This window comes from Robiginitalea sp. SC105, from assembly GCF_014243345.1.
In the GTDB taxonomy this organism is placed as follows: Bacteria; Bacteroidota; Bacteroidia; order Flavobacteriales; family Flavobacteriaceae; genus Robiginitalea.
Genome location: NZ_JACLZF010000002.1, coordinates 20,071 through 38,701, shown reverse-complemented (window position 1 = coordinate 38,701; position 18,631 = coordinate 20,071). Strand labels below are relative to the sequence as shown.

Here is an 18,631-nt window from a genome sequence, read left to right as displayed (position 1 = left end):
GGTTGTTCTTGAAGAAGTAATTTAAGGAAAATGGGGGACCTGTGCTTATCCGCCGGGTAAAATCCGGGGCGCCAGCCAGAGCCAGCCCATCCCAAGCAGGAAGGCTGCAAAAAACCAGATGGGCGGGACCGGCTCCTTTTGTTTTACCAAAGGGGAAACGTCTTCGGCATCGGAAAAAGCACGCCGGTTAGCTTGAAGCAACTGGTGGGCCTCCACAGATTCCCACGCCTTTTCATCATATACAAAATACGTATGGGTGGGAAGGCTGTCGGGCCCCGCACGTAAACGGTTCCAGCCGGTTTCACGCGGATAATCCCTGCCCTGCCAGTTCCCCGGGAGCAAAACCTCCCGGATAAGGGGTATCCTGGCTTCCCGCGAATTGCGAACCTCAGGATCTGTAATACCGGTGCGAACCCGGAATTCAAAGGGTTCGTCTACCCGGGGTATTCCGGTAAGCGCCTCCCATTCCAGGGCTTCCCCTTTAGCGGTTACCACGGCGTCCAGGAGCGTGGTCCAGATTTGGGCGTAGGCGGCTTCCTTTCCGTCCAGCACGAGCGGATAGGTCTCCCGGAGCCAGGTAGTCGCTACCCGACCTGCTCCCAAAGGGCGGACCACCCCGATGGGTCCGCTCCCGGGATTTTGAACTTCCCGGGCAGTGAATGGCCCGGACAGGAAATAGGGATATCGTTCCAATTCCCCATCCTCCCCCGGGTTGGCAGATTCTCCGGGTCCCGCTGAAAATTCAAAATAGGCCCTTCCCGGATTCTGACGGAAATAATCTTCATCGGGCTGTATGAACAACCCGAGACCGGATTCTGCCACGCGCTTTTCAATGGCCCTCAGGGAGGCCGGGTCCAGGTTTTGCAGGGAAGGCCAGTCGGCAATCACCGCGTCAAAATCGGACAGGATTTTGTCGGAAAACCTGTATACAGGGGTAGCCTCCCGGTTGAAGTACTCGAATTTATAGCGGCCCCGGGTGAGCTGGCTGCGCACCAGCAAGGCATTGCCCCTGCCCGCCAGGAAATTCTTCAGGTATTTTGTTTCGAAGGTCGGATAGGTGTTCAGGATCAGGAGGCGCAGCGGGTTCCCGGTCCGGATACGCACGGGCAGGGGCTCAGCGGACAGGACCTCCCCGCGGGGATCCCTGGCTTCAAGGGTGAACACGTAGTCCCCGGCAGCCTTCGGCACCCCCCTGAGCTGAAATTCCGACACGCCTTCCCCTGCCAGCAGGACGGAATCTGCCGGGTTCCCGCCCGGGTCCAGCAGCAGGAGGCGGGTGCTGTCCGGGGCATTCGAGTAAAGGCCGCGCACCGATAAGTCGCCCCCCAGCCCAAGCGTTTTCCTGTACTGGATGCCCATAATGCCCGCTGGTGGGGAAGCCCCCAGGAAATGGCAGCGATGTCCGGCGAATTGCCAGTGGTCATATCCCTGGGGCCCATACCCCAGGATATAAAGGGTCTTAACCTCCCCGGGGACCTGCAATGGCTGTCCCGCTTTGTAGTCGAAGGTGCGTATACCGGGGTGAGCCTTTTTCAGGCTATCTGCCTGCCCTTGCCGGAACCCCTCGGTAAGCAGGATGCCCAGCCTTCCTTCCCGCTCCGTTTCCATCACTGGTTCCAGGGCGATCAGCACCAGGGAGGCGACGCTGATACCCGCTGCCAGGATCCGGCTCCAGAGGGCGCCCAAATCCCGGTCCGCCCACTCCTTGATCAGTAACAGGGCCAGCAGTGCCGCCCCGCCTATCAGCGCAGGCAGGATCATCCCCGGGTTGCCGATGCCAAAACTACTTATCATAAATCCGGAGTTCCTTTAGCAACAGCGCATTGACGGGATCAGGGAAGCTGGGAGATGCCGTTGGGGTTTTTTCAGGTTCGGGGAGGATACCCAGAAGACCCTTGCGGAGGGAGCGGTAATTTTCCGGGGCCCTCCCGGATACGCGTTCAAGGCCCTTCAGGCTGCGCAGCAGCCCGAGGTACCTCCCCGGTTCGGCCACGGCCTTTTCGGCCAGTTCATTGCCGGCCTCTTTAAAAAGTGGGAGGTCGCCTTCCCCAAATGGCGGGCCACCCCCCAGGAGTTCCTCCAGGCGGCGCACGGCCTCCCGGACAGCAGCAAGCTGGGGCTCGTACCGCACCGATTCCTTTTTCCGGTAATCTGCGATTTCCGATATATCACCTGAAAGGCGTCTGTCTTCCTTGATAGGGGGCGGGTCAAACCCGATCCGGTGGACATAGACGCGCGCGCTGTTCTTGATCTCCTGTATCAGTTTCAGGGCCGCGTATTGATAAGGAAGGGATTTTTCGGGCTGGTACAAACGGAGTTGCAACTCCGCATCCCACATAATGTTAAGGGCTTTCCTGAGTTTGGTTTTCAGCGATTCCTCGAATAGGGTGGATTCCTCCGGGTCGGCGTGGTTGTGCAGGTACTCGTGCAGGGGGTCCGCTTCCTCCCCTTCCGCATCCCCGGCTTCTTCGGACACAAGTTGGTGTTCGTTGTCCCCGTCGTGGTCGTGGGTATATGCGTCCAGCGGATCTTCACTACCTGTCCCGTCTTCCGCGCCGGCAGTCACTTCCTCCCCGTCGGCTTCCACCCCGGCGGACTGTCCCCCGGGGGCCGGGGCCATTTCCATCTCGGCCTCATCGCCCATAAACTGCCCGTATTTGAGCCGCAGGGATTTCTGGTCAAAGCCCAGCTCGTTGCTCCTGAATTTGAATTCCTTTTCGGGAATCCCGGGTTTTTCGGCTATCAGGCGTTCGGTATCGATAATGAGCTGCCGTTGGGACCTGAAATATGCGGGCATCTGGTCTACCCCGAGGCTGCCCTCCACGGCAAAGCTATCCGTAACCGTATCCCGGATTACCGCGAAAAAGGTCTCACTCCGTGCCACGTTCGGCTCCGGCACCCGGAGGTCGGAAGCCTCTATATAAAAATAGAGCTCATCCCCGGGTTCCATCCGAAGGCTGTCCAGGAAAATGGTTTTGGGCAATTGCAGCTCACGGGCGCCACGCCTGAAACCCCCGTCAAAGGCGAGCCGTTCCTCCCGGAACTTCACGGATTCCCCGCTCCCTTTGCTCACGGTAGCCACGATCGCCGCCTCCCCGATCCCGTAGTCGTCCGAAATCCGGCCCGTAAAGGCGAATTGCCGCGGGTCGTCCCCTTCAAAATAGGTATACTGGGGCACTCCTTCGATGGCGATTTCCGGCTCCCGGTCCGGGACGGCTTCTATGGAAAACAGGTCGGAAACATAGGAGCGGCCCAGGGTATCCCGGTACCGGAAGTTGTAAAAACCGGAGGCTCGAAGCGGCCGTTCCAAACCGTATTCCTGCCCGTTTTTCCGAAGCGCATGCTCCGCCCCCATCGACTCCATCCACACGCTGTCCACCGGACCCGTAAATTGCAGTTGCCAACGGATAACGGAACCCGCCAGCGCCCGGATATTCGGGTTTTCAGAGGAGACGGCTGGCTGCCCCGTGTACCCAGGAAACGAAATGGTGATACGCTGCCCGTCTAGTTCGGGGACCGCCTTCCCATTTCCAGTGGAATCCACGGGTGCAAAACGGATGCTTTCGGGGGTGGCGTCCCGCGGGCCGGTAAAGAGGTCCCAGCGGTTTGGCAGGTTCAACTGCCGGCCGGCAAGGCCCGCAATTAACAGGAGAACAAGCCAGGATATGGCTGTTTTTATCCCGGTGGGCGGGTGGAGTTTCCGGGAAACCCGGGGCAGGTGTTCCGCAACCCGGTACTTCTGCAGCCTGGATAATCCCGTCAGCTGATTGTCGGGGACTGCCAACAACCCACTGCTATAGGCGGCCTCTTCCAGGTGGGCATCGATATACCTGCTGCTCCGTTCCAGGGTCCGGGTCCAGGGTCGGGACACCCCGATTGCGGCCAGCAGGACCAGCAGGAAGACCCCTGGGCCTGCCCATGGGTACGGCATCAGCAACCCGGCACAAAGCCCCGCCCCCAGGGCATAGCACAGACTGCGGAGATACAGCAGGCGTTGCCATCGGTCCCTGAATGCATGCAGGAAGGTGTTGCCGGTTGCCTTCATTGCCTGCGGTATTTGGTGAATGCCCTTTCCACGAGTAGCAGGACCAGCAAAACGGCCCACCACCAGTTACTTGTCCCGGCACGGACCATGCGGGTGGGCCCAACAGCCCCGGGACTTCGCCCAGGCCTGATCTCCCCCCCATCCAGCTGGCGTTTATCGTAGGGTTCCAATACTTCCCGGAACCCGTTTAGGGGGACCAGGATTTCCAGCAGTTGTTCCGCATAGTGACCGGCAACCACATTTTCCGCGTTTAACGGGCCGGTCAGGTGAAAACAGTCCCGGCAGTCCCCCAGGGCAATCGGCCGGTTGGCCAGCATTTCGGCCCGGTAGGACAATAACCGACCTTCCCAGGCGGGCGGGGGACCGGTATCCAGCCAAACCAAAAGGTCCGTATCGGGCGGGATGGCCTCCGAGGGGGACCGCAGGGTTTCAACCTGAATCTCCCATTCCAGGAAAGCCGAAAGGGCAGCAAGGGCAGCGGCCGTATACCGGCTTTCATCCACCAGGCTGTCCGAATGGTACATGGCAACCCGGAGCGTATCCCGGGAAAACAGCGGCAGGGTATTGCCTGCAAAAGGACCGGCTTCGAGTTTCAGGCTGTCCGGGTTGCCGGGCGTGCGGACTGCAGCTCCCCCCTGCATGCCTCCCCCAATTTCCACGGGTTCCAAGGGTGTCCAGGCATAAGCGGTATAACCCGGGGCGCTGCGGGCCGTAAGCACCTCATATCCGCCCCCTTTTTCCATGGCCAGTGCGGGGCGGGGTCCGGTGGGCTCGTCGTCCATCACCACCCAGTGAACGGAATGTGCGGATTGGGGGCGGCGGGATCGCACCCCCGTGAGGTAAGCCCGGGTAAATACCACCACGCTGTCGGCCTGCAGGGAATCGAGTTCGGGCAACAGCTGCCAGTAGTTGGGCGGTTGGGCGGGTGCCGGACCAGGGACCTCCCCTTCCCATTCGGGAAGTCCCTTTTTCAATAACCGCACCGGGGTCTCCGTAGCCACGCTGTCAAGGAACTCCTTCATGGAGCCCCGTTCCAGCAGGGAAGCCTCCACCACGTAGACCAGGGGGGTGTTCGCCTCCCTGGAAATCCACTGGGGACGGGCCAGTATCAGAGACAGGGCAGCCACAACCAACATGCGCAAAGCCAGCAATCGCTTTTCATTCAACCTCAGGCTTTGGGATTGGCGGGAATCGCTTTCGGTCAGGAGTTCGATACTGCCGATTTTAATGGTCCTTGCCTCCCGCTTGCTCCACAGGTGGATACCCAGGGGGACCAGTAAGCCCAGCAGGGTCCAGAGGTATATGGGGGCTGCAAAGGTCATATCAGTTCAATCGGTTGCGTTGTCCGAGGTAATACCTCAGGGCCTCCCCCAGCGGTTCGCCGGTTTGGAACAGGTGGTGGTAAATGCCCTGGGACAGGAGTTGCTGCCGGATTTCTTCCATGCGCGCTTCCATTTTTTGGAGGTAAGCCGCCCGGGCCTTCCGTGCATCGACCTTCACCCGGGCCCCGGTTTCCAGGTCCTCAAAGGTCAGCATCTTGCCATAGTCAAACTGCATTTCGGAGGGACCTGCGATCTGGAATACAACCACTTCGTTCCTGGGGGATTTCAGTTCCCGGATAAATGAAGTCAGTTCGGCCTTGCGCTCGTACATGTCGGTCAGGAAAAAGACGAGCTCGCGGGATCCTTTGTTGGGGATCCTCCCGGAGGCAACCCCCGGGTCCGGCCACTGGCCGCTACCGGTTATTTTAAGCAATTCCAACAGCAACCGGTTGTAGTGTTTCTTCCCGGCCCGGGAAAACAGACTGACAAAATCCTTCTCATTCAAAGCAAACAGGCTTACGGAATCGCCCTGCTTATAAGCCAGGTAGGCCAGGGCTGCAACCAGCAGGCGGGCATATTCCAATTTGGACAGGTTCCCTTCCCGGTGCAGCATGGACGCGCTCGCATCCACGATGAATTTGACGCTGACCAGGCTGTCGATCTCCGATTGCTTGATGTAGTACCGTCCGCTCCGGGCCAGCATTTTCCAGTCCAGCAGCCTGAGGTCGTCCCCCGGCTCATAGCCCCGGTACTGGCTAAATTCCTGCCCGTGCCCGACACTGATGCTCCTATTCAGCCCGGAGGTATACCCCTCTACGGCAATGCGAGATACCAGGGACAACCCGGAGACGGTATTGACCACCTCCGGCCTGAGCAGGTCCTGATAGCCCTGCCTGCCCATCAGGAGTCCTTTGGTTTGACGGAATCCAGGATTTTATGGGTGACCGTGTCGGCGGTGATCCCCTCGGCTTCCGCCCGGAAGTTTACGATGACCCGGTGGCGCAGGACGGGCAGGACCACTGACCGGATATCTTCCGGCGTCACCGCCAGCCGACCGGCCAGCAGTGCATGCGCCTTGGCAGTCAGGATCATGGCCTGGCCGGCCCGGGGTCCCGCCCCCCAGTCGACCCAGTCCCTGACGTAATCCATAGTGGTGGTCGCCGGCCGCGTGGCCCGTACCAGGTCGCTGACGTATGCGATAAGCCCGTCGCTAATGGAAATCTCACGGACGAGTTCCTGCAGCCTCAGGATCTCCTTCCCGCTGATGACTTTCCCAACTTTTGGCTTTGCGGTACCCGTGGTGGCCTTGAGGATGCTGGTTTCCTCGGCCCCGGAAGGATAGCCGATCTTGATGTACAGCAGGAAGCGGTCCTGCTGGGCCTCTGGCAACTGGAACGTGCCGGATTGTTCTATAGGGTTCTGGGTGGCCAGGATAAAGAAAGGCCGGTCCAGTTTATAGGTCTTGTCCCCATAGGTCACCTCGAATTCCTGCATGGCTTCCAGCAGGGCCGCCTGGGTTTTGGGCGGGGTCCGGTTGATCTCGTCGGCCAGGATGATGTTCGAGAAGATGGGGCCCTTGTTGAATTTGAAAAACTTCCGGCCGGTGCTGTGGTCTTCTTCCAGGATCTCGGTCCCCAGGATATCGGAGGGCATCAGGTCGGGGGTGAACTGTATGCGCTTGAAGGAAAGGTCAATGGCATCCGCCAGGGTCCGGATCATCAGGGTCTTGGCCAGCCCGGGCACCCCTTCCAGCAAGGCATGCCCCCCGGAAAGGAAGGTGATGAGCAGTTGGGAAACGATTTCCTCCTGCCCGATGATCACTTTGGCAATCTCCGACTTGAGCTGCTGCAGCCTGGCGGAAAGCGCTTCCACCTCATCGGCTGCCTGTTTTAATTCTGAATCCATGTACAATTGTTATGAGGTTAGGGCATACAGGACAATGTTTACCGCGAAACGCGTATTGTCGATCTTATACCATCGTTTGTTCCGGAAATCATAGTCCCACTCGCACCCGTAATCCTTGTTGCTGTAAAGCACCCCGATCCGCCCGTCAATCCGGATGGCCTTCAGGTAATCATGAACCAGGTCGTCCCCCCAGCCGTTCAATTCCTGGGAGGTCGTGGGCGGCCCGTCCTCAAAATTGAAGAAGATGGAATAGATTTCATGGTCGTTCGGGATCTTTGCCAACTGCCCGGGGCCAAATATTTCCTCCATCTGCCGCTCAAAGGACTTGGCGAACAACCCGTCGATATCGTGGTTGCAATCGTCTGCAAAAACGAAGCCGCCATTGCGGACGTATTTCTCGAAGTTTTCCCGTTCCTTTTGGGTAAACTGCACCAGTTTATGGCCGGAGAGGTAACAGAACGGGCTCTTGAAAATTTCCTCGCTCTCCAGGGAAATGATGCGCTCCCGGGTGTCCACCTGCAGGGTCGTATACTCCACCAGCGAATTCAGCAGGTTGGAGGGCATGCGCTGGTCCACGTCCCAGTCGCCGGATTCGTACTGCAGTCTCGTGAAAAAAAATTCGTTGCTCAATGCGCTTCTTACTTCATTTGATCGTTGCTCCGCCGGGCCTTAAAAAAAACTGGCTGCCCGCGGGGACGGGCAACCAGCTCTCAGGTCTTAACCATGCCTATACCGCATCGGACAGACTGGTAAAGGTAAAGTCGCGGATTTTCATATAGGGGATCAGGTTTCCGTCGATGCGGACCTGCTGCCCCAGGGTTTCCAGGTTGTTCAGCATGATGATCGGGCTTTCGTTGAACCGGAAGTTTTTTACCGGGTGCTTGATCTTCCCGTTTTCGATATAAAAGGTCCCGTCACGGGTAAGCCCGGTGTACAGCAGGGTCTGCGGATCCACACTGCGGATGTACCACAGGCGGGTCACCAGGATCCCCTTGCTGGTGCTTTCAATCAGGTCCTGCAGGCTGGCATCGCCCCCGGCCATGATGGCGTTGGACGGGAAAGGCACGGGCTCCACGCCTTTCTGCTCGGCCCAGTACCGGTCGTAGGCCAGGTTCTTGACAACCCCGTTCTCGATCCACATGGTTTTCTTCAGCGGCTGGCCCGCCCCGTTCCAGGTGGCGGTGGGCACATCGGGATGCTGGGGGTCCGACCAGAGGGTCACCCGCTCATCCACGATTTTCTGCCCGAGCTTGTTGCCGCCGTCCGGGGTGGACATGAAGTTCCGGCCCTCATCGGCCGAGCGGGCACTGAATGAAGAAAACATGTTACTCAACAGGTCGTTGGAGGCCGCGGGTTCCAGGATCACCGTGTATTTCCCGGGTTCGATCGCACGGGCTTCCCGGGACATGACCGCCTTGTCGATGGCGATTTTGGAAGCTGCTGCCGCATCGAATTTTGTGACGTCGTTATAGTCGCGGCTCACCCAACCCGAACCGGTTCCGTCATTGGTTCGCATGGTTACGGTAAAATCCATCCCGGTTGCCTGGTTGTAGGCAAACAGGCCGTTCGAATTGATCATGGCGCTGAAACTCTCGGAGTCGTTAAAAAATCCCGCAGCAGTCACATCCTGTGCCGCGGCAGGATCGATGCTGCTGCTGGCCACTTTGGCCCGGTACTCCGGGGTAATATTTGCGGTAGACTCCCGGTAGGTGCGGGAATCCGCATACTCCTGAGGGCCCAGGGGCTCCATAAACTCAGGGTTTTCCGGGGAGAGCTGTGCCAGTTCCTCAGCCCTGCGGACCACTTTTTCGAGGGAGGCATCATCGAATTCGTCAATGGTGGCCGTCCCGGATTTCTTGCCAAAACTGGATTGCACCACCAGGGTCTGGTTGGAGCTGTGCCCGGAGGTGGAAACCGTGTTCCGCGCATAGCGGATATTGCCGCTGTTGCTGCCGTTGAGGTTGATTTCACAGGCATCGGCCTTCGAAAAACTCAATGCCTTTTCGAGAATGGTTCTCGCTTCGTCTTTTGTATATATAGCCATTGTCTAATTTTTTAGGAAAACCAATGTCAAATGGTCCTGCCTGTGTTGATCACGTTTACATCGTTGAACCTGGAGGTGGAGCTGCCGTGGGATACGGCACTGATCTGGGAGGGTTGCCCCTTGCCGTCAAAGAAGGAGCCAAAGAGGCGGTAATCGCTTTCATCACAGATCTTGACACAGGAATTCCAGAATTCCTGGGTGTTGGACTGGTAGGCCACATCGTCGAGCATCCCGACGACCTCCCCGTTCCTGATCTCATAGAATACGGTTCCCCCGAACTGGAAGTTATACCGCTGCTGGTCGATGGAATACGACCCGCGGCCGGCAATGTAGATTCCCTTCTCCACGTCCCTGATCATATCGGCAATGCCGTATTTCTCAGTCCCGGGCTCCAGGGAGACATTGGGCATGCGTTGAAACTGCACGTCGTCCCAGCTCTGGGCATAGCAACAACCGTGGGATTCGTTCTGGTCGATCATATGTACCTGGTCCCGGATGGCCTGGTAGTTCGTAAGGATGCCGTTGCGCACCAGGTCCCATTTTTTGGTTTTGACCCCCTCGTCGTCGTACCCCACGGCACCGAGGGATCCCGGCTGTGTCTTGTCTGCGACCAGGTTGACAATGTCGCTTCCGTATTTGAAGTCGCCTGATTTCCATTTGTCCAGGGTCGCAAAACTCGTCCCCGCGTAATTCGCCTCATAGCCGAGCACGCGGTCCAGTTCCAGCGGGTGGCCCACCGATTCGTGGATGGTCAGCCCCAGGTGGTTCGGCTCCAGTACCAGGTCGTACTTCCCGGCCTCCACCGATTTCGCAGTCAGCATCTGCTGGGCCTGCTGGGCTGCAAGGACCGCATCTTCCACGATGTCGTAACTGTTGCGATAGAGTTTGATCCCTGCCGGGCCTTCCAGCTTTTCGGAATCCAGCCCGTCCATATATTCAAATCCCATGCCCATTGGGGCGCTCATGGCCTGGCGGCTCTTGAATTTGCCGGCCTGCCGGTCTATGGCAGTCACGCCGAAAGTAGGCCAGATCCGGTGGACATCCTGGTCGATGTAGTTGCCGTCTGTGGATGCAAAATACTTTTGTTCATTGACCATGAAAAGCGCGGAGTTCACAAAGCTCGCACCGTTCTCCATGGCTGCCGCATTGGCCGACAACAGGAGGTCTACCTTGTCGGAAACGGGCACTTCCCGGAAGTCCTTGGTGATGGGCGTTTTCCAGGATACCTCTCCATGGGTTTGCACAGGGGCGAGTACCACGGGTTCCTTCTGAATGCCGGAATTGGCCTTGGCGATGGCGACTGCCTGTTCGGTGGCCTTCTTTATCCCGTCCTCGGTTACCGAGTTAGTGGAGGAAAAACCCCAGGTGCCGTTGGCGATCACGCGGATGCCGATACCGAAAGATTCGGTATTCACCACATTCTGAACTTTATCCTCCCGGGTAAATACGTATTGGTTCAGGTACCGGCCGATACGGGCATCGGCATACGTGGCCCCAAGCGATTTAGCGGTGTTCAGGGCAACATCCGCCAGTCTCTTTTTGACGGCGTTATCCATACCGGGATGCAGCAGGGCTTCCTGTGGGATTTCGCGGCCCATCAGCAGGGAGGGCATCAGGAGTGCACCGGTGCCTAATCCCGCGTACTGGACAAAATTTCTTCTTTTCATAAAATGTGGTTTAATAAGGTTTAGCTCATCGACAAATGCCGGTGGTAAGAAGCGTTGTGTACGCTTCCATCGATTTATTCCCGGCCCGGGAATCCGAAAGCCCCTAAAAATAAAAAGGCAGGCAGAAGTATTATGTTAATCTTACCTTAATATGTTAAAATCCGGGGGTTTTTTAACACGCTCCGGGGGATATCCGGATATATATCCAAGAATTACCCTAAAATAACCGATCTCAAAAGGCCCAGGGATAGGTTTCGGGTATCTGGTCCGTGTCGACAAAGAGGTACATCGGATGGACGGCTTCGGAACGATCAATATGGATGAAGGCATCGTATCGCTCCGGCAGTATGGAAGGCACATAATTCCCGATCCGTTCATGTTCCGGGTGGTATACCACCCCTATGGCCCGGTGCGGAATGGGATCCCGGAATATTGTAAAGGGCCGGATGTCTTTCATTAGCAGTAATTGGTCTCCTTTGGCAGTGTTATGCAGCAAATGTTCCCAGGAGTCTTCCCGGGCCTCCGGCACACGCATCTTCCGCATGGGAGCACCCCATTCCGCCCCGGCTATCACCGTACCGGAGTGTGATCCAAATCCGACGATAAATGGTTTCATTTCCGGTAGGCGCTCCCGCACCAACTGCCCGATATTGAGGGTTCCGCTTCTGGCCATGTCCGTTGCCCTGGCATCCCCTACATGGGTATTGTGCTCCCAGACGATGCCTTTGGCGTCCGGGCCGTAAAAACTGAGGAGTCGCTCCAACGCTTCCATCATATGCCTGTCCCGGATGTTCCAGGAATTGTCGTTGAGGTGCACCATCGAACGGTAGTACATCTCGGCATTCCTTGCTACCGCAGCATTCTGTTCCATGTTGAGGGATGCTTCCGGGTCGGTATTGAAAGAGGCCATTCGATGGCGGATTCCCGTCAAAAGCTCCACCAGTTCATCCTCGCAGGTTTTTGGCAGATAGCCGCGCAACGACCGGGCATAGGCAAGCCCCACTTCGCTACCTGCATTTCCGAAGCACGCCAAAGCCTTTTTGGCATTATCCAACAGGGTTTTGTCGCGGGTCTTCAGGTAGTCGAAAATCGCCTCCATGGATTCCCACAGGCTATAGACGTCCAGACCATAGATACCAGCGCTTTCCCCTGCACTTTTGTCCTTGTTGAAGGCATGCAGCCAGTTGACCAGGGCCTCGGTTTCCCAGTTGGCCCACATCCAGGTGGGCCAGCGGTTAAATGCAGTAAGGGTCTCATAGGCAGACGAGGCACTGCTTTGGTAATGTTTCACATACCGGTTGACCCGGTAAAAGTCCGGCCAGTCCCCTTCGACCGCGATAAAACGAAAACCGTAATCGGAGAGCAACCTCTTACTGATTGCAGTTCGCCAGGTGTAGTATTCATGGGTACCGTGGGAAGCCTCCCCGAGGAGCACCAGGCGGGATCGGGACATTGCTTCCAACAAGGGTTCGAGGTCGCCGTGGTCTTCCAGTTTCCGGCTGCTTCTTTGCAATATGTCGATTCTGGGATCCATTGTTTTTGAAAATAAGGTCCTTCAGGCCGTCCACTCCTGGTTTGACCGGTCGAGCAACTCAATGGCTTCCTCGTCCGTCACCTGTTCGAAGGAGTCGTAAAACTGGCCCACTGCCTGGAAATACCGCGGGGTGGAAAGACATACGACTTCATCGATATATTCCGAGTTTTGGAGCTTCTGAAGGGCCGTTGGGGATGCTACCGGAATGGCCACCACCGTTTTTAAAGGATTTTGCCCATACACCAGTCGGGCGGTTGCCAGAATGGTATTCCCAGTCGCGATCCCATCGTCGACAATCACGACAATTTTCCCTGTCAGATCCACAGGCGGCCTTCCGTGGCGGTACCTTATCGCATCGGCCGCCAGCTTTTTGCGGATGCGGCTTATTTCGGACTCGATATACTCCCGGCTGGCGGCACCTTCATCCGTTAAAATGAAGCTTTCTGGGCTCACGGCCCCGATGGCGAATTCCCGGTTCCGTGGATGCCCTAGTTTTTTGGACAGGACCACATCAAGGGGCGCGCCAAGAGACCTGGCGATAATCTTCCCAATGGGAAGCCCTCCCCTTGGGATGGCCAGCACCACCAGGTTTTCACTCTGGTCCCTGTAGCGCAACAATTGGTTGGCAAGGTGTTTTCCGGCATCTTTGCGATCTCTAAACACGATTCAAATTTTTTTGGAACCACCGTACAAACCATGCTGTCGATTCCCTGGCTACCATTTCCAGTTTACCAGGTTCTTCAAAAAGGTGGGACGCCCCGGGAACTATCTTAAGTTCCTTTGTACAATGCAGTTCATCATATGCTTTTTTATTCAGTTCCAGTACCGCAGGATCCATCTCACCGACCAGAAACAGTGTGGGTGATGCCACATCGGATAGCCAGGCCATGGCCAGGTCCGGCCGTCCTCCCCGGGAAACAACCGCCCGGACAGCCGGCCCGAAGCGGGCTGCAGCCCGAAGGGCAGAAGCTGCTCCGGTGCTGGCCCCGAAATAGCCCAGCTGGAGGGAAGAGAGTTGCTCCTGCTGTTTAACCCAGTTTGTCGTCCCGATTAGCCGTTGCGTGAGCAGGTCGATATTGAAACGGTTATCGTATTCGACATCTTCCAGCTCGGTCAAAAGGTCAAAGAGAAGGGTGCCCACATTTCTCTGCTGCAGTTCGCCTGCCACGTAATTGTTCCTCGGGCTCAACCGACTGCTCCCGCTCCCGTGCGAAAAAAGCACCAGGCCCAGGGCATTGTCGGGGACATGGAGATTCCCTTTCAAAACTGCCCCCTGCAACCTTATTGAAACGTTTCCGTGTAGTTCCTTTACTTTCATGACCCGCGGTTTTCAGGCTTAGGAACATAAAGAAACAGCAATCCGACAGCTCCCGAAATGATCTGGATCAGACCCCGATCGAAACAGGATTACCAGAAGAAGCTCCCCAGGCACAACAGGTTGCCCAGTAGCAACACCAGGGTACCTGCAAGGACTTCCCTTTCCCGGAATTTTCGGTACCGGATGATCCCCAGCACCAGCAGGACCAATTGGGCGCCCAGTGCCGGCAGGGTCAGGAGTTCCCTCAAAAACCCCAGTCCGGGCCATTGGGTTCCCAGCATCCCGCTCAGGTATACCAGCAACAGAAAGCCCGATACCGCCAGGGCAGCGAGCAGGAAAATTTCCTTTCTGGCTTTCATGTATGCAAAGTATTATTGGTTTCCTCATTTAAATTTAACAGAAAATCCCTCTTGTCCGGTTCGGGCCCTGCATATCTTAAACCCGGAAGATGACATAAGTCACTAAATCATTGGATTATCCGGGTTAACTTTCGAAAAGAATGCGCAAGAATAGAACAAACGACAGACGCGGAAAGGCCTTCAAACTGCTTTTGGTGTGCCTGCTGTGCATCGCCATTATCGCGTCGGTCGTCTGGCTTGTGGAAGTTGTAACCAAATAAACTTGCATCATGAAGAAAAACATGGGGTCTGCGGACCGAATCATCCGATTTATCATCGCCGCCCTGATCGGCGTGCTGTATTACACAGGGATCATCAGCGGTACCTGGGGTATCGTGCTGCTGGTACTGGCAGCCGTATTCGTGCTTACCAGTTTTATCAGCTTCTGCCCGCTGTATGCGCCTTTTGGCATCCGGACTTGTAAGGAGTAAGCTCGCACAGCAATAAATCATCTTCCTGAAATTTCTTACATTATACAGGAAGTTGAACCCACCAACCCGGGCCGGACGACCCTATCCCGATTTTAAGGCCAAGGAATGCAGAAAAACGAAACCTGGACGGACATTTATACGCGGCTTTCGAAAGCCGAACCCGCCTCGTTGGGTCCTGAATCCCATGTAGACCTGGCCCTGGCAGCTTACCTGACTGGCAGGGATGATGAGAGTTTTGGCTTTATGGAACGCGCACATCGGTGTTATCTGGAATCAGGCCAGAGCAAATACGCCGTGCGCTGTTGCTTCTGGCTGGGCCTCATGTTGATGAATAATGGAGAAATGGCCAGGAGCAACGGGTGGATGACCCGGGGACAACGACTCATGGACACGGGGGCGGAACAGGATCAACCCGAACGAGGATTGTTCATTATTCCAAAGGCCCTTGGAAGTCTGGCCAACGGACATTCGGAAGAGGCAAGGAAACTTTTTGAACAGGCCGCCGTAATCGGCGAAAATTTCTGCGATCCGGATCTGCTCGTGCTCAGCCACCTCGGACAGGGTCAGGCACTCATCCAGGTAGGAGAAGTGCAATCGGGTATTGAATTGCTGGACGAATCGATGGTTGCCATAAATACGGATGAAATTTTTCCCGTGGTCAAAGGGATCGTTTATTGTGCCGTTATAGAAACGTGTAGCAAGGTCTGGGATATCAGCCGGGCCCAGGAGTGGACGGCTGCGCTTACCAAATGGTGTAATTCGCAACCGGACCTGGTCCCATTCAAGGGCCAGTGCCTGGCGCGTCGGGGTGAGATCATGCAGTTTCAGGGCGATTGGCACAGGGCTTTGCGTGAAATCGGCGATGCCTGTAAGTTGCTGTCCAGGTATCGGAGCGCGGCGGCGGGCGAGGCCTTTTATCGCAAAGCCGAACTGCACCGGCTGCTGGGCGCTTATAAGGATGCTGAGGCTTGTTATAACGAATCCGCAAACTGGGGCAGGAAACCCCAACCGGGCCTGGCTCTGCTACGGCTCGCCCAGGGCGATGAGCAAGGTGCCATAAGAGCTGTACGGACCGCCTTAAAAGAGAGCGGAGATCCTGTCCAGCGCATGCAATTATTACCAGCTGTGATACAGATTATGGTGGCCGGCGGCGCCCTTGAAGAAGCCTTCGGGGTACTTGAGGAGCTATGTGAGATCGCCAACAGGACAAACGTACCTTTCCTCCAGGCAAAAGCAGCTTATTCCAGCGGCTTGGTCCGATATGCGGAAAAAAATTATACCCGGTCCATCGAACATTCCCGGGAAGCGATGAAACATTTGAACAGGTTGTACATACCCTACCATTACGCCCGCATCAGGGAATTGAAAGGACAGGCTTACCGGGAACTGGACGATGGTGAAAATGCCGCCCTGGAATTATCGGCTGCCAAATGGCTTTTTGAGCAACTCAAAGCCAAACCCGATCTCGAACGAATAGCGCCTATGTTACGCTCAGCCCGCGTTCACCATACCCAGGGCCTTACACTTCGCGAACTGCAGGTCCTGCGCCTTGTTGCTTCCGGTAAAACCAATAAATCGGTTGCCCGCGAGTTGTTCATAAGCGAACGGACGGTAGACCGCCATGTCAGTAATATTTTTGATAAACTGGGGGTGTCCTCGCGCGTTTCCGCCACGGTCCTGGCAATTAAGAATAAATTGATAGATGCGCCGGTTTAACTGTTTTTCCATCGCGCTACTGACCATTGCCTTCGAACCCTGCTGCCAGGTCCTGCCTCTTTAAGCTATTAATAGGTAGAATTACCCATATCACTTAAAATTTTTTGGGTAATACTGCCGATGCGACCAAAGCGCTTTCCAAGGTATTTTGCACCTGTACCTGCAAAGTCTTTAAACCATGAAAAAGTATAGTCTAGTTCTCGCCCTGTTTTGGTTAGGCCTGCTGGCTTTTCCCCAGGATAAGCCTGGTCAGAGGGGGCTGCAACCCATAATCGATATGCATATGCATACGGGCCTTCCCGATGAAATCCCCGCCGGGACCCCGGCGCTTTGCAGGCCCGATCCCTGTGAAGGCGACGGAGGTGCAACCGTGGATGACACCCGGTTGATGGAAAAAACCCTGGAGGCCATGGATCGATACAATATAAAAAAAGGGTTTCTGAGCGGGATCGATATATCGACCGTCCAGGCATGGTCCGAAGCGGCCCCGGGACGCTTTATCGCATCGCCTTTCATCCTTGACCCCAATAGCACAACTCCCGGTCGACTCCGTGAAGCATACCGAACCGGCGAGCTCCAGGGCATGGGTGAAATCGGAACCCAACTCATGGGGTTGTCCCCCACCGATCCCGCACTCGAGCCTTATTTTGCGCTGGCCGAGGAATTGAATGTGCCGGTTTTGATCCATACCCTGGGCATAGGGCCGTACATGCCACATTTCCGGTCTGCATCAGGAAGTCCGCTCTTGCTGGAAAATATCCTGGCGCGCCACCCGAAGCTCAGGCTTTATGTGGAGAATGCCGGATTCCCTTTCCGGGATGAAATGATTGCTGTGATGTACCAGTATCCACAACTCTATGTCGATGTATCAACCATTACCTGGGTAATCCCAAGAACTGCATTCTATGACTATCTCGAAGCCCTGATACGCGCCGGACTCGGTAAACGCATCATGTTTGGATCCGACCAAATGGTTTGGCCGGAAAAAATCAGCGAGGCGGTTGAGGCAATTCAACAGGCGCCCTTCTTGACCGAGGCGCAAAAACGGGATATTTTTTACAACAATGCCGTGCGTTTTCTGGGTATTGACGGGGAATCAGCCTCCCAAGTAACATCCGTCCATGATTGAATGGTCGACAGTCATTTTTACACGCAAACCCGGGTTGTATCACTGATTAACTACAGCATATAATCCTATGGTTCCCTTTCCTTCTTTTTCTTTTTTCTATTGAATAGAATAGTGACATCCGTAGTGCCATTCATTATTATTTGTGAAGATCAGGAAGACATACAAACGATGAAATCCCTAGTGTTTACTGAGGGTTTCGTGATGTGGGCCCTGCTGGATTACGTTCTGCCCGGGGGTTCCGAACCGCAACAGGGCAAACCGGTAGTCCGGGCCTGTCGGCACCGGTTCACTGCAGCATGCGGGCCAGGAGTTCCTTGGCCAGCTTGGCAGCGAGGTAGGCCGTCATCTGCTGGAAGTCGCGGTTGGGGTTGTACTCGACGATATCTGCCCCCACTACCCGGGCATCGAGACCCCGGATCAGGTCGATTACCTGTCGGGAGGTCAGCCCCCCGGGTTCATGGTGGGAAACCCCGGGCGCGTAGGCCGGGTCCAGTCCATCAAGGTCCAGGGATATGTATAGGGGATTGCTGAATTTTGGGATTTTATCGAGATTCAATTTCGACATGGGGTGCATTTCTACCCCAAATTTCTGTGCCTGTTCCGCCTGGTGCGGGTTGAGTGTCCGGATACCTACCTGGACCAGGCGCTCGGCCAGTCCGTTCTCCATGATACGTGCAAAAGGGCACGCATGGGAATGGGGATCCCCTTCGTACTGGTCATATAAATCCGCATGGGCATCGATATGCAGGATGTCCAGTTTCGGGAACTTTTCATGGAAGGCTCTCAGGATCGGATAGGTAATGGAATGGTCACCGCCAAGGGTCAATACCCGGGCTCCCTGCTCGAGGTGCTTTTTCGTAATGGTTTCAATGTCGAAATATTCGGCAACCTCGAAATCCCCCCGGTCGGTAACCCGGTCGCTGCCTGTGTCGGTCTGGTCCTCGGAAAATCGATTGGAAGACCCGCTTTGCAAGGCTTCACGGATGAGCGGGGGCGCCAGGGCAGGCCCCTTTTGGTAGGAGGATTTTTCATCGTAAAGGATGCCCTGTAGAATAATATCGCTCATTACACTCCCTTTTGTTGCGTTATGATTTGGCTGTGCAGGCAGATGGCAAAAACCCC

Annotated in this window: 16 protein-coding genes; 3 read left to right on the top strand and 13 right to left on the bottom strand. The window is 56.0% G+C overall.

Translation table 11 applies throughout. The features are described 5' to 3' along the window. Positions 1-45 precede the first annotated feature (45 nt). From H7F20_RS09270 to H7F20_RS09215, 12 genes are all read right to left on the bottom strand, one after another. Entirely contained in the window at positions 46-1,794 is a 1,749-nt protein-coding gene (locus H7F20_RS09270; protein ID WP_185785909.1) for a hypothetical protein, read from the bottom strand. Beyond that, entirely contained in the window at positions 1,784-4,045 is a 2,262-nt protein-coding gene (locus tag H7F20_RS09265) for a DUF4175 family protein (protein ID WP_185785908.1), read from the bottom strand. Before H7F20_RS09265 ends, H7F20_RS09270 begins: the two co-directional genes overlap by 11 nt. After that, positions 4,042-5,367, bottom strand: coding sequence for a BatA domain-containing protein (locus tag H7F20_RS09260; protein WP_185785907.1), 1,326 nt, complete (start codon positions 5,365-5,367; stop codon positions 4,042-4,044). Before H7F20_RS09260 ends, H7F20_RS09265 begins: the two co-directional genes overlap by 4 nt. A gap of 1 nt (position 5,368) precedes the next feature. Next, positions 5,369-6,268, bottom strand: a complete 900-nt coding sequence (locus H7F20_RS09255) for a DUF58 domain-containing protein (RefSeq protein WP_185785906.1) — start codon at positions 6,266-6,268, stop codon at positions 5,369-5,371. Continuing rightward, the gene (locus H7F20_RS09250) at positions 6,268-7,272 is read right to left on the bottom strand and encodes a MoxR family ATPase (RefSeq protein ID WP_185785905.1); all 1,005 of its coding nucleotides are present in this window, start codon (positions 7,270-7,272) and stop codon (positions 6,268-6,270) included. The genes H7F20_RS09255 and H7F20_RS09250 overlap by 1 nt, the downstream gene beginning before the upstream one ends. A 9-nt stretch (positions 7,273-7,281) precedes the next feature. Next, positions 7,282-7,902 (bottom strand): DUF4159 domain-containing protein, encoded by a 621-nt coding sequence (locus H7F20_RS09245; RefSeq protein ID WP_185785904.1) that lies wholly within the window; start codon positions 7,900-7,902, stop codon positions 7,282-7,284. A gap of 97 nt (positions 7,903-7,999) precedes the next feature. After that, positions 8,000-9,316: a TldD/PmbA family protein gene (locus tag H7F20_RS09240; RefSeq protein WP_185785903.1), complete on the bottom strand. Its 1,317-nt coding sequence runs from the start codon at positions 9,314-9,316 to the stop codon at positions 8,000-8,002. Between the two features lie 26 nt (positions 9,317-9,342). Continuing rightward, positions 9,343-10,983: a TldD/PmbA family protein gene (locus H7F20_RS09235; RefSeq protein ID WP_185785902.1), complete on the bottom strand. Its 1,641-nt coding sequence runs from the start codon at positions 10,981-10,983 to the stop codon at positions 9,343-9,345. A gap of 232 nt (positions 10,984-11,215) precedes the next feature. Then, positions 11,216-12,517, bottom strand: a complete 1,302-nt coding sequence (locus H7F20_RS09230; protein WP_185785901.1) for an erythromycin esterase family protein — start codon at positions 12,515-12,517, stop codon at positions 11,216-11,218. Positions 12,518-12,538: 21 nt separating this feature from the next. Beyond that, complete coding sequence (locus H7F20_RS09225; RefSeq protein WP_185785900.1) at positions 12,539-13,180, bottom strand: phosphoribosyltransferase family protein; 642 nt, start codon at positions 13,178-13,180, stop codon at positions 12,539-12,541. Further along, positions 13,173-13,835 carry a dienelactone hydrolase family protein gene (locus H7F20_RS09220; RefSeq protein ID WP_185785899.1) on the bottom strand — a complete coding sequence of 221 codons (663 nt, stop codon included), beginning with the start codon at positions 13,833-13,835 and terminating at the stop codon, positions 13,173-13,175. Before H7F20_RS09220 ends, H7F20_RS09225 begins: the two co-directional genes overlap by 8 nt. A gap of 89 nt (positions 13,836-13,924) precedes the next feature. After that, on the bottom strand, positions 13,925-14,194 hold the full coding sequence (locus tag H7F20_RS09215) for a hypothetical protein (protein WP_185785898.1): 270 nt from the start codon (positions 14,192-14,194) through the stop codon (positions 13,925-13,927). A 269-nt stretch (positions 14,195-14,463) separates the two neighbouring features. Here H7F20_RS09215 and H7F20_RS09210 point away from each other — a divergent pair, with 269 nt between their 5' ends. The 3 genes from H7F20_RS09210 to H7F20_RS09200 all read left to right on the top strand — a co-directional run bounded on the left by H7F20_RS09210 (position 14,464) and on the right by H7F20_RS09200 (position 17,509). After that, positions 14,464-14,664, top strand: coding sequence for a DUF2892 domain-containing protein (locus tag H7F20_RS09210; RefSeq protein WP_185785897.1), 201 nt, complete (start codon positions 14,464-14,466; stop codon positions 14,662-14,664). Between the two features lie 105 nt (positions 14,665-14,769). Then, positions 14,770-16,380 carry a helix-turn-helix transcriptional regulator gene (locus H7F20_RS15970; protein WP_255444052.1) on the top strand — a complete coding sequence of 537 codons (1,611 nt, stop codon included), beginning with the start codon at positions 14,770-14,772 and terminating at the stop codon, positions 16,378-16,380. Positions 16,381-16,558: 178 nt separating this feature from the next. Next, on the top strand, positions 16,559-17,509 hold the full coding sequence (locus H7F20_RS09200; RefSeq protein WP_370588498.1) for an amidohydrolase family protein: 951 nt from the start codon (positions 16,559-16,561) through the stop codon (positions 17,507-17,509). A 286-nt stretch (positions 17,510-17,795) separates the two neighbouring features. Here the strand turns inward: H7F20_RS09200 and speB are convergent, their stop codons facing one another. Continuing rightward, positions 17,796-18,575 carry an agmatinase gene (speB, locus tag H7F20_RS09195; protein ID WP_185785895.1) on the bottom strand — a complete coding sequence of 260 codons (780 nt, stop codon included), beginning with the start codon at positions 18,573-18,575 and terminating at the stop codon, positions 17,796-17,798. Positions 18,576-18,631: the final 56 nt, after the last annotated feature.

Coding starts and splice junctions, on each gene's coding strand:
- H7F20_RS09270 (WP_185785909.1), bottom strand. CDS start 1,794: ATGATAAGTAGTTTTGGCATCGGCAACCCGGGGATGATCCTGCCTGCG.
- H7F20_RS09265 (WP_185785908.1), bottom strand. CDS start 4,045: ATGAAGGCAACCGGCAACACCTTCCTGCATGCATTCAGGGACCGATGG.
- H7F20_RS09260 (WP_185785907.1), bottom strand. CDS start 5,367: ATGACCTTTGCAGCCCCCATATACCTCTGGACCCTGCTGGGCTTACTG.
- H7F20_RS09255 (WP_185785906.1), bottom strand. CDS start 6,268: ATGGGCAGGCAGGGCTATCAGGACCTGCTCAGGCCGGAGGTGGTCAAT.
- H7F20_RS09250 (WP_185785905.1), bottom strand. CDS start 7,272: ATGGATTCAGAATTAAAACAGGCAGCCGATGAGGTGGAAGCGCTTTCC.
- H7F20_RS09240 (WP_185785903.1), bottom strand. CDS start 9,316: ATGGCTATATATACAAAAGACGAAGCGAGAACCATTCTCGAAAAGGCA.
- H7F20_RS09235 (WP_185785902.1), bottom strand. CDS start 10,983: ATGAAAAGAAGAAATTTTGTCCAGTACGCGGGATTAGGCACCGGTGCA.
- H7F20_RS09230 (WP_185785901.1), bottom strand. CDS start 12,517: ATGGATCCCAGAATCGACATATTGCAAAGAAGCAGCCGGAAACTGGAA.
- H7F20_RS09220 (WP_185785899.1), bottom strand. CDS start 13,835: ATGAAAGTAAAGGAACTACACGGAAACGTTTCAATAAGGTTGCAGGGG.
- H7F20_RS09215 (WP_185785898.1), bottom strand. CDS start 14,194: ATGAAAGCCAGAAAGGAAATTTTCCTGCTCGCTGCCCTGGCGGTATCG.
- H7F20_RS09210 (WP_185785897.1), top strand. CDS start 14,464: ATGAAGAAAAACATGGGGTCTGCGGACCGAATCATCCGATTTATCATC.
- H7F20_RS15970 (WP_255444052.1), top strand. CDS start 14,770: ATGCAGAAAAACGAAACCTGGACGGACATTTATACGCGGCTTTCGAAA.
- H7F20_RS09200 (WP_370588498.1), top strand. CDS start 16,559: ATGAAAAAGTATAGTCTAGTTCTCGCCCTGTTTTGGTTAGGCCTGCTG.
- speB (WP_185785895.1), bottom strand. CDS start 18,575: ATGAGCGATATTATTCTACAGGGCATCCTTTACGATGAAAAATCCTCC.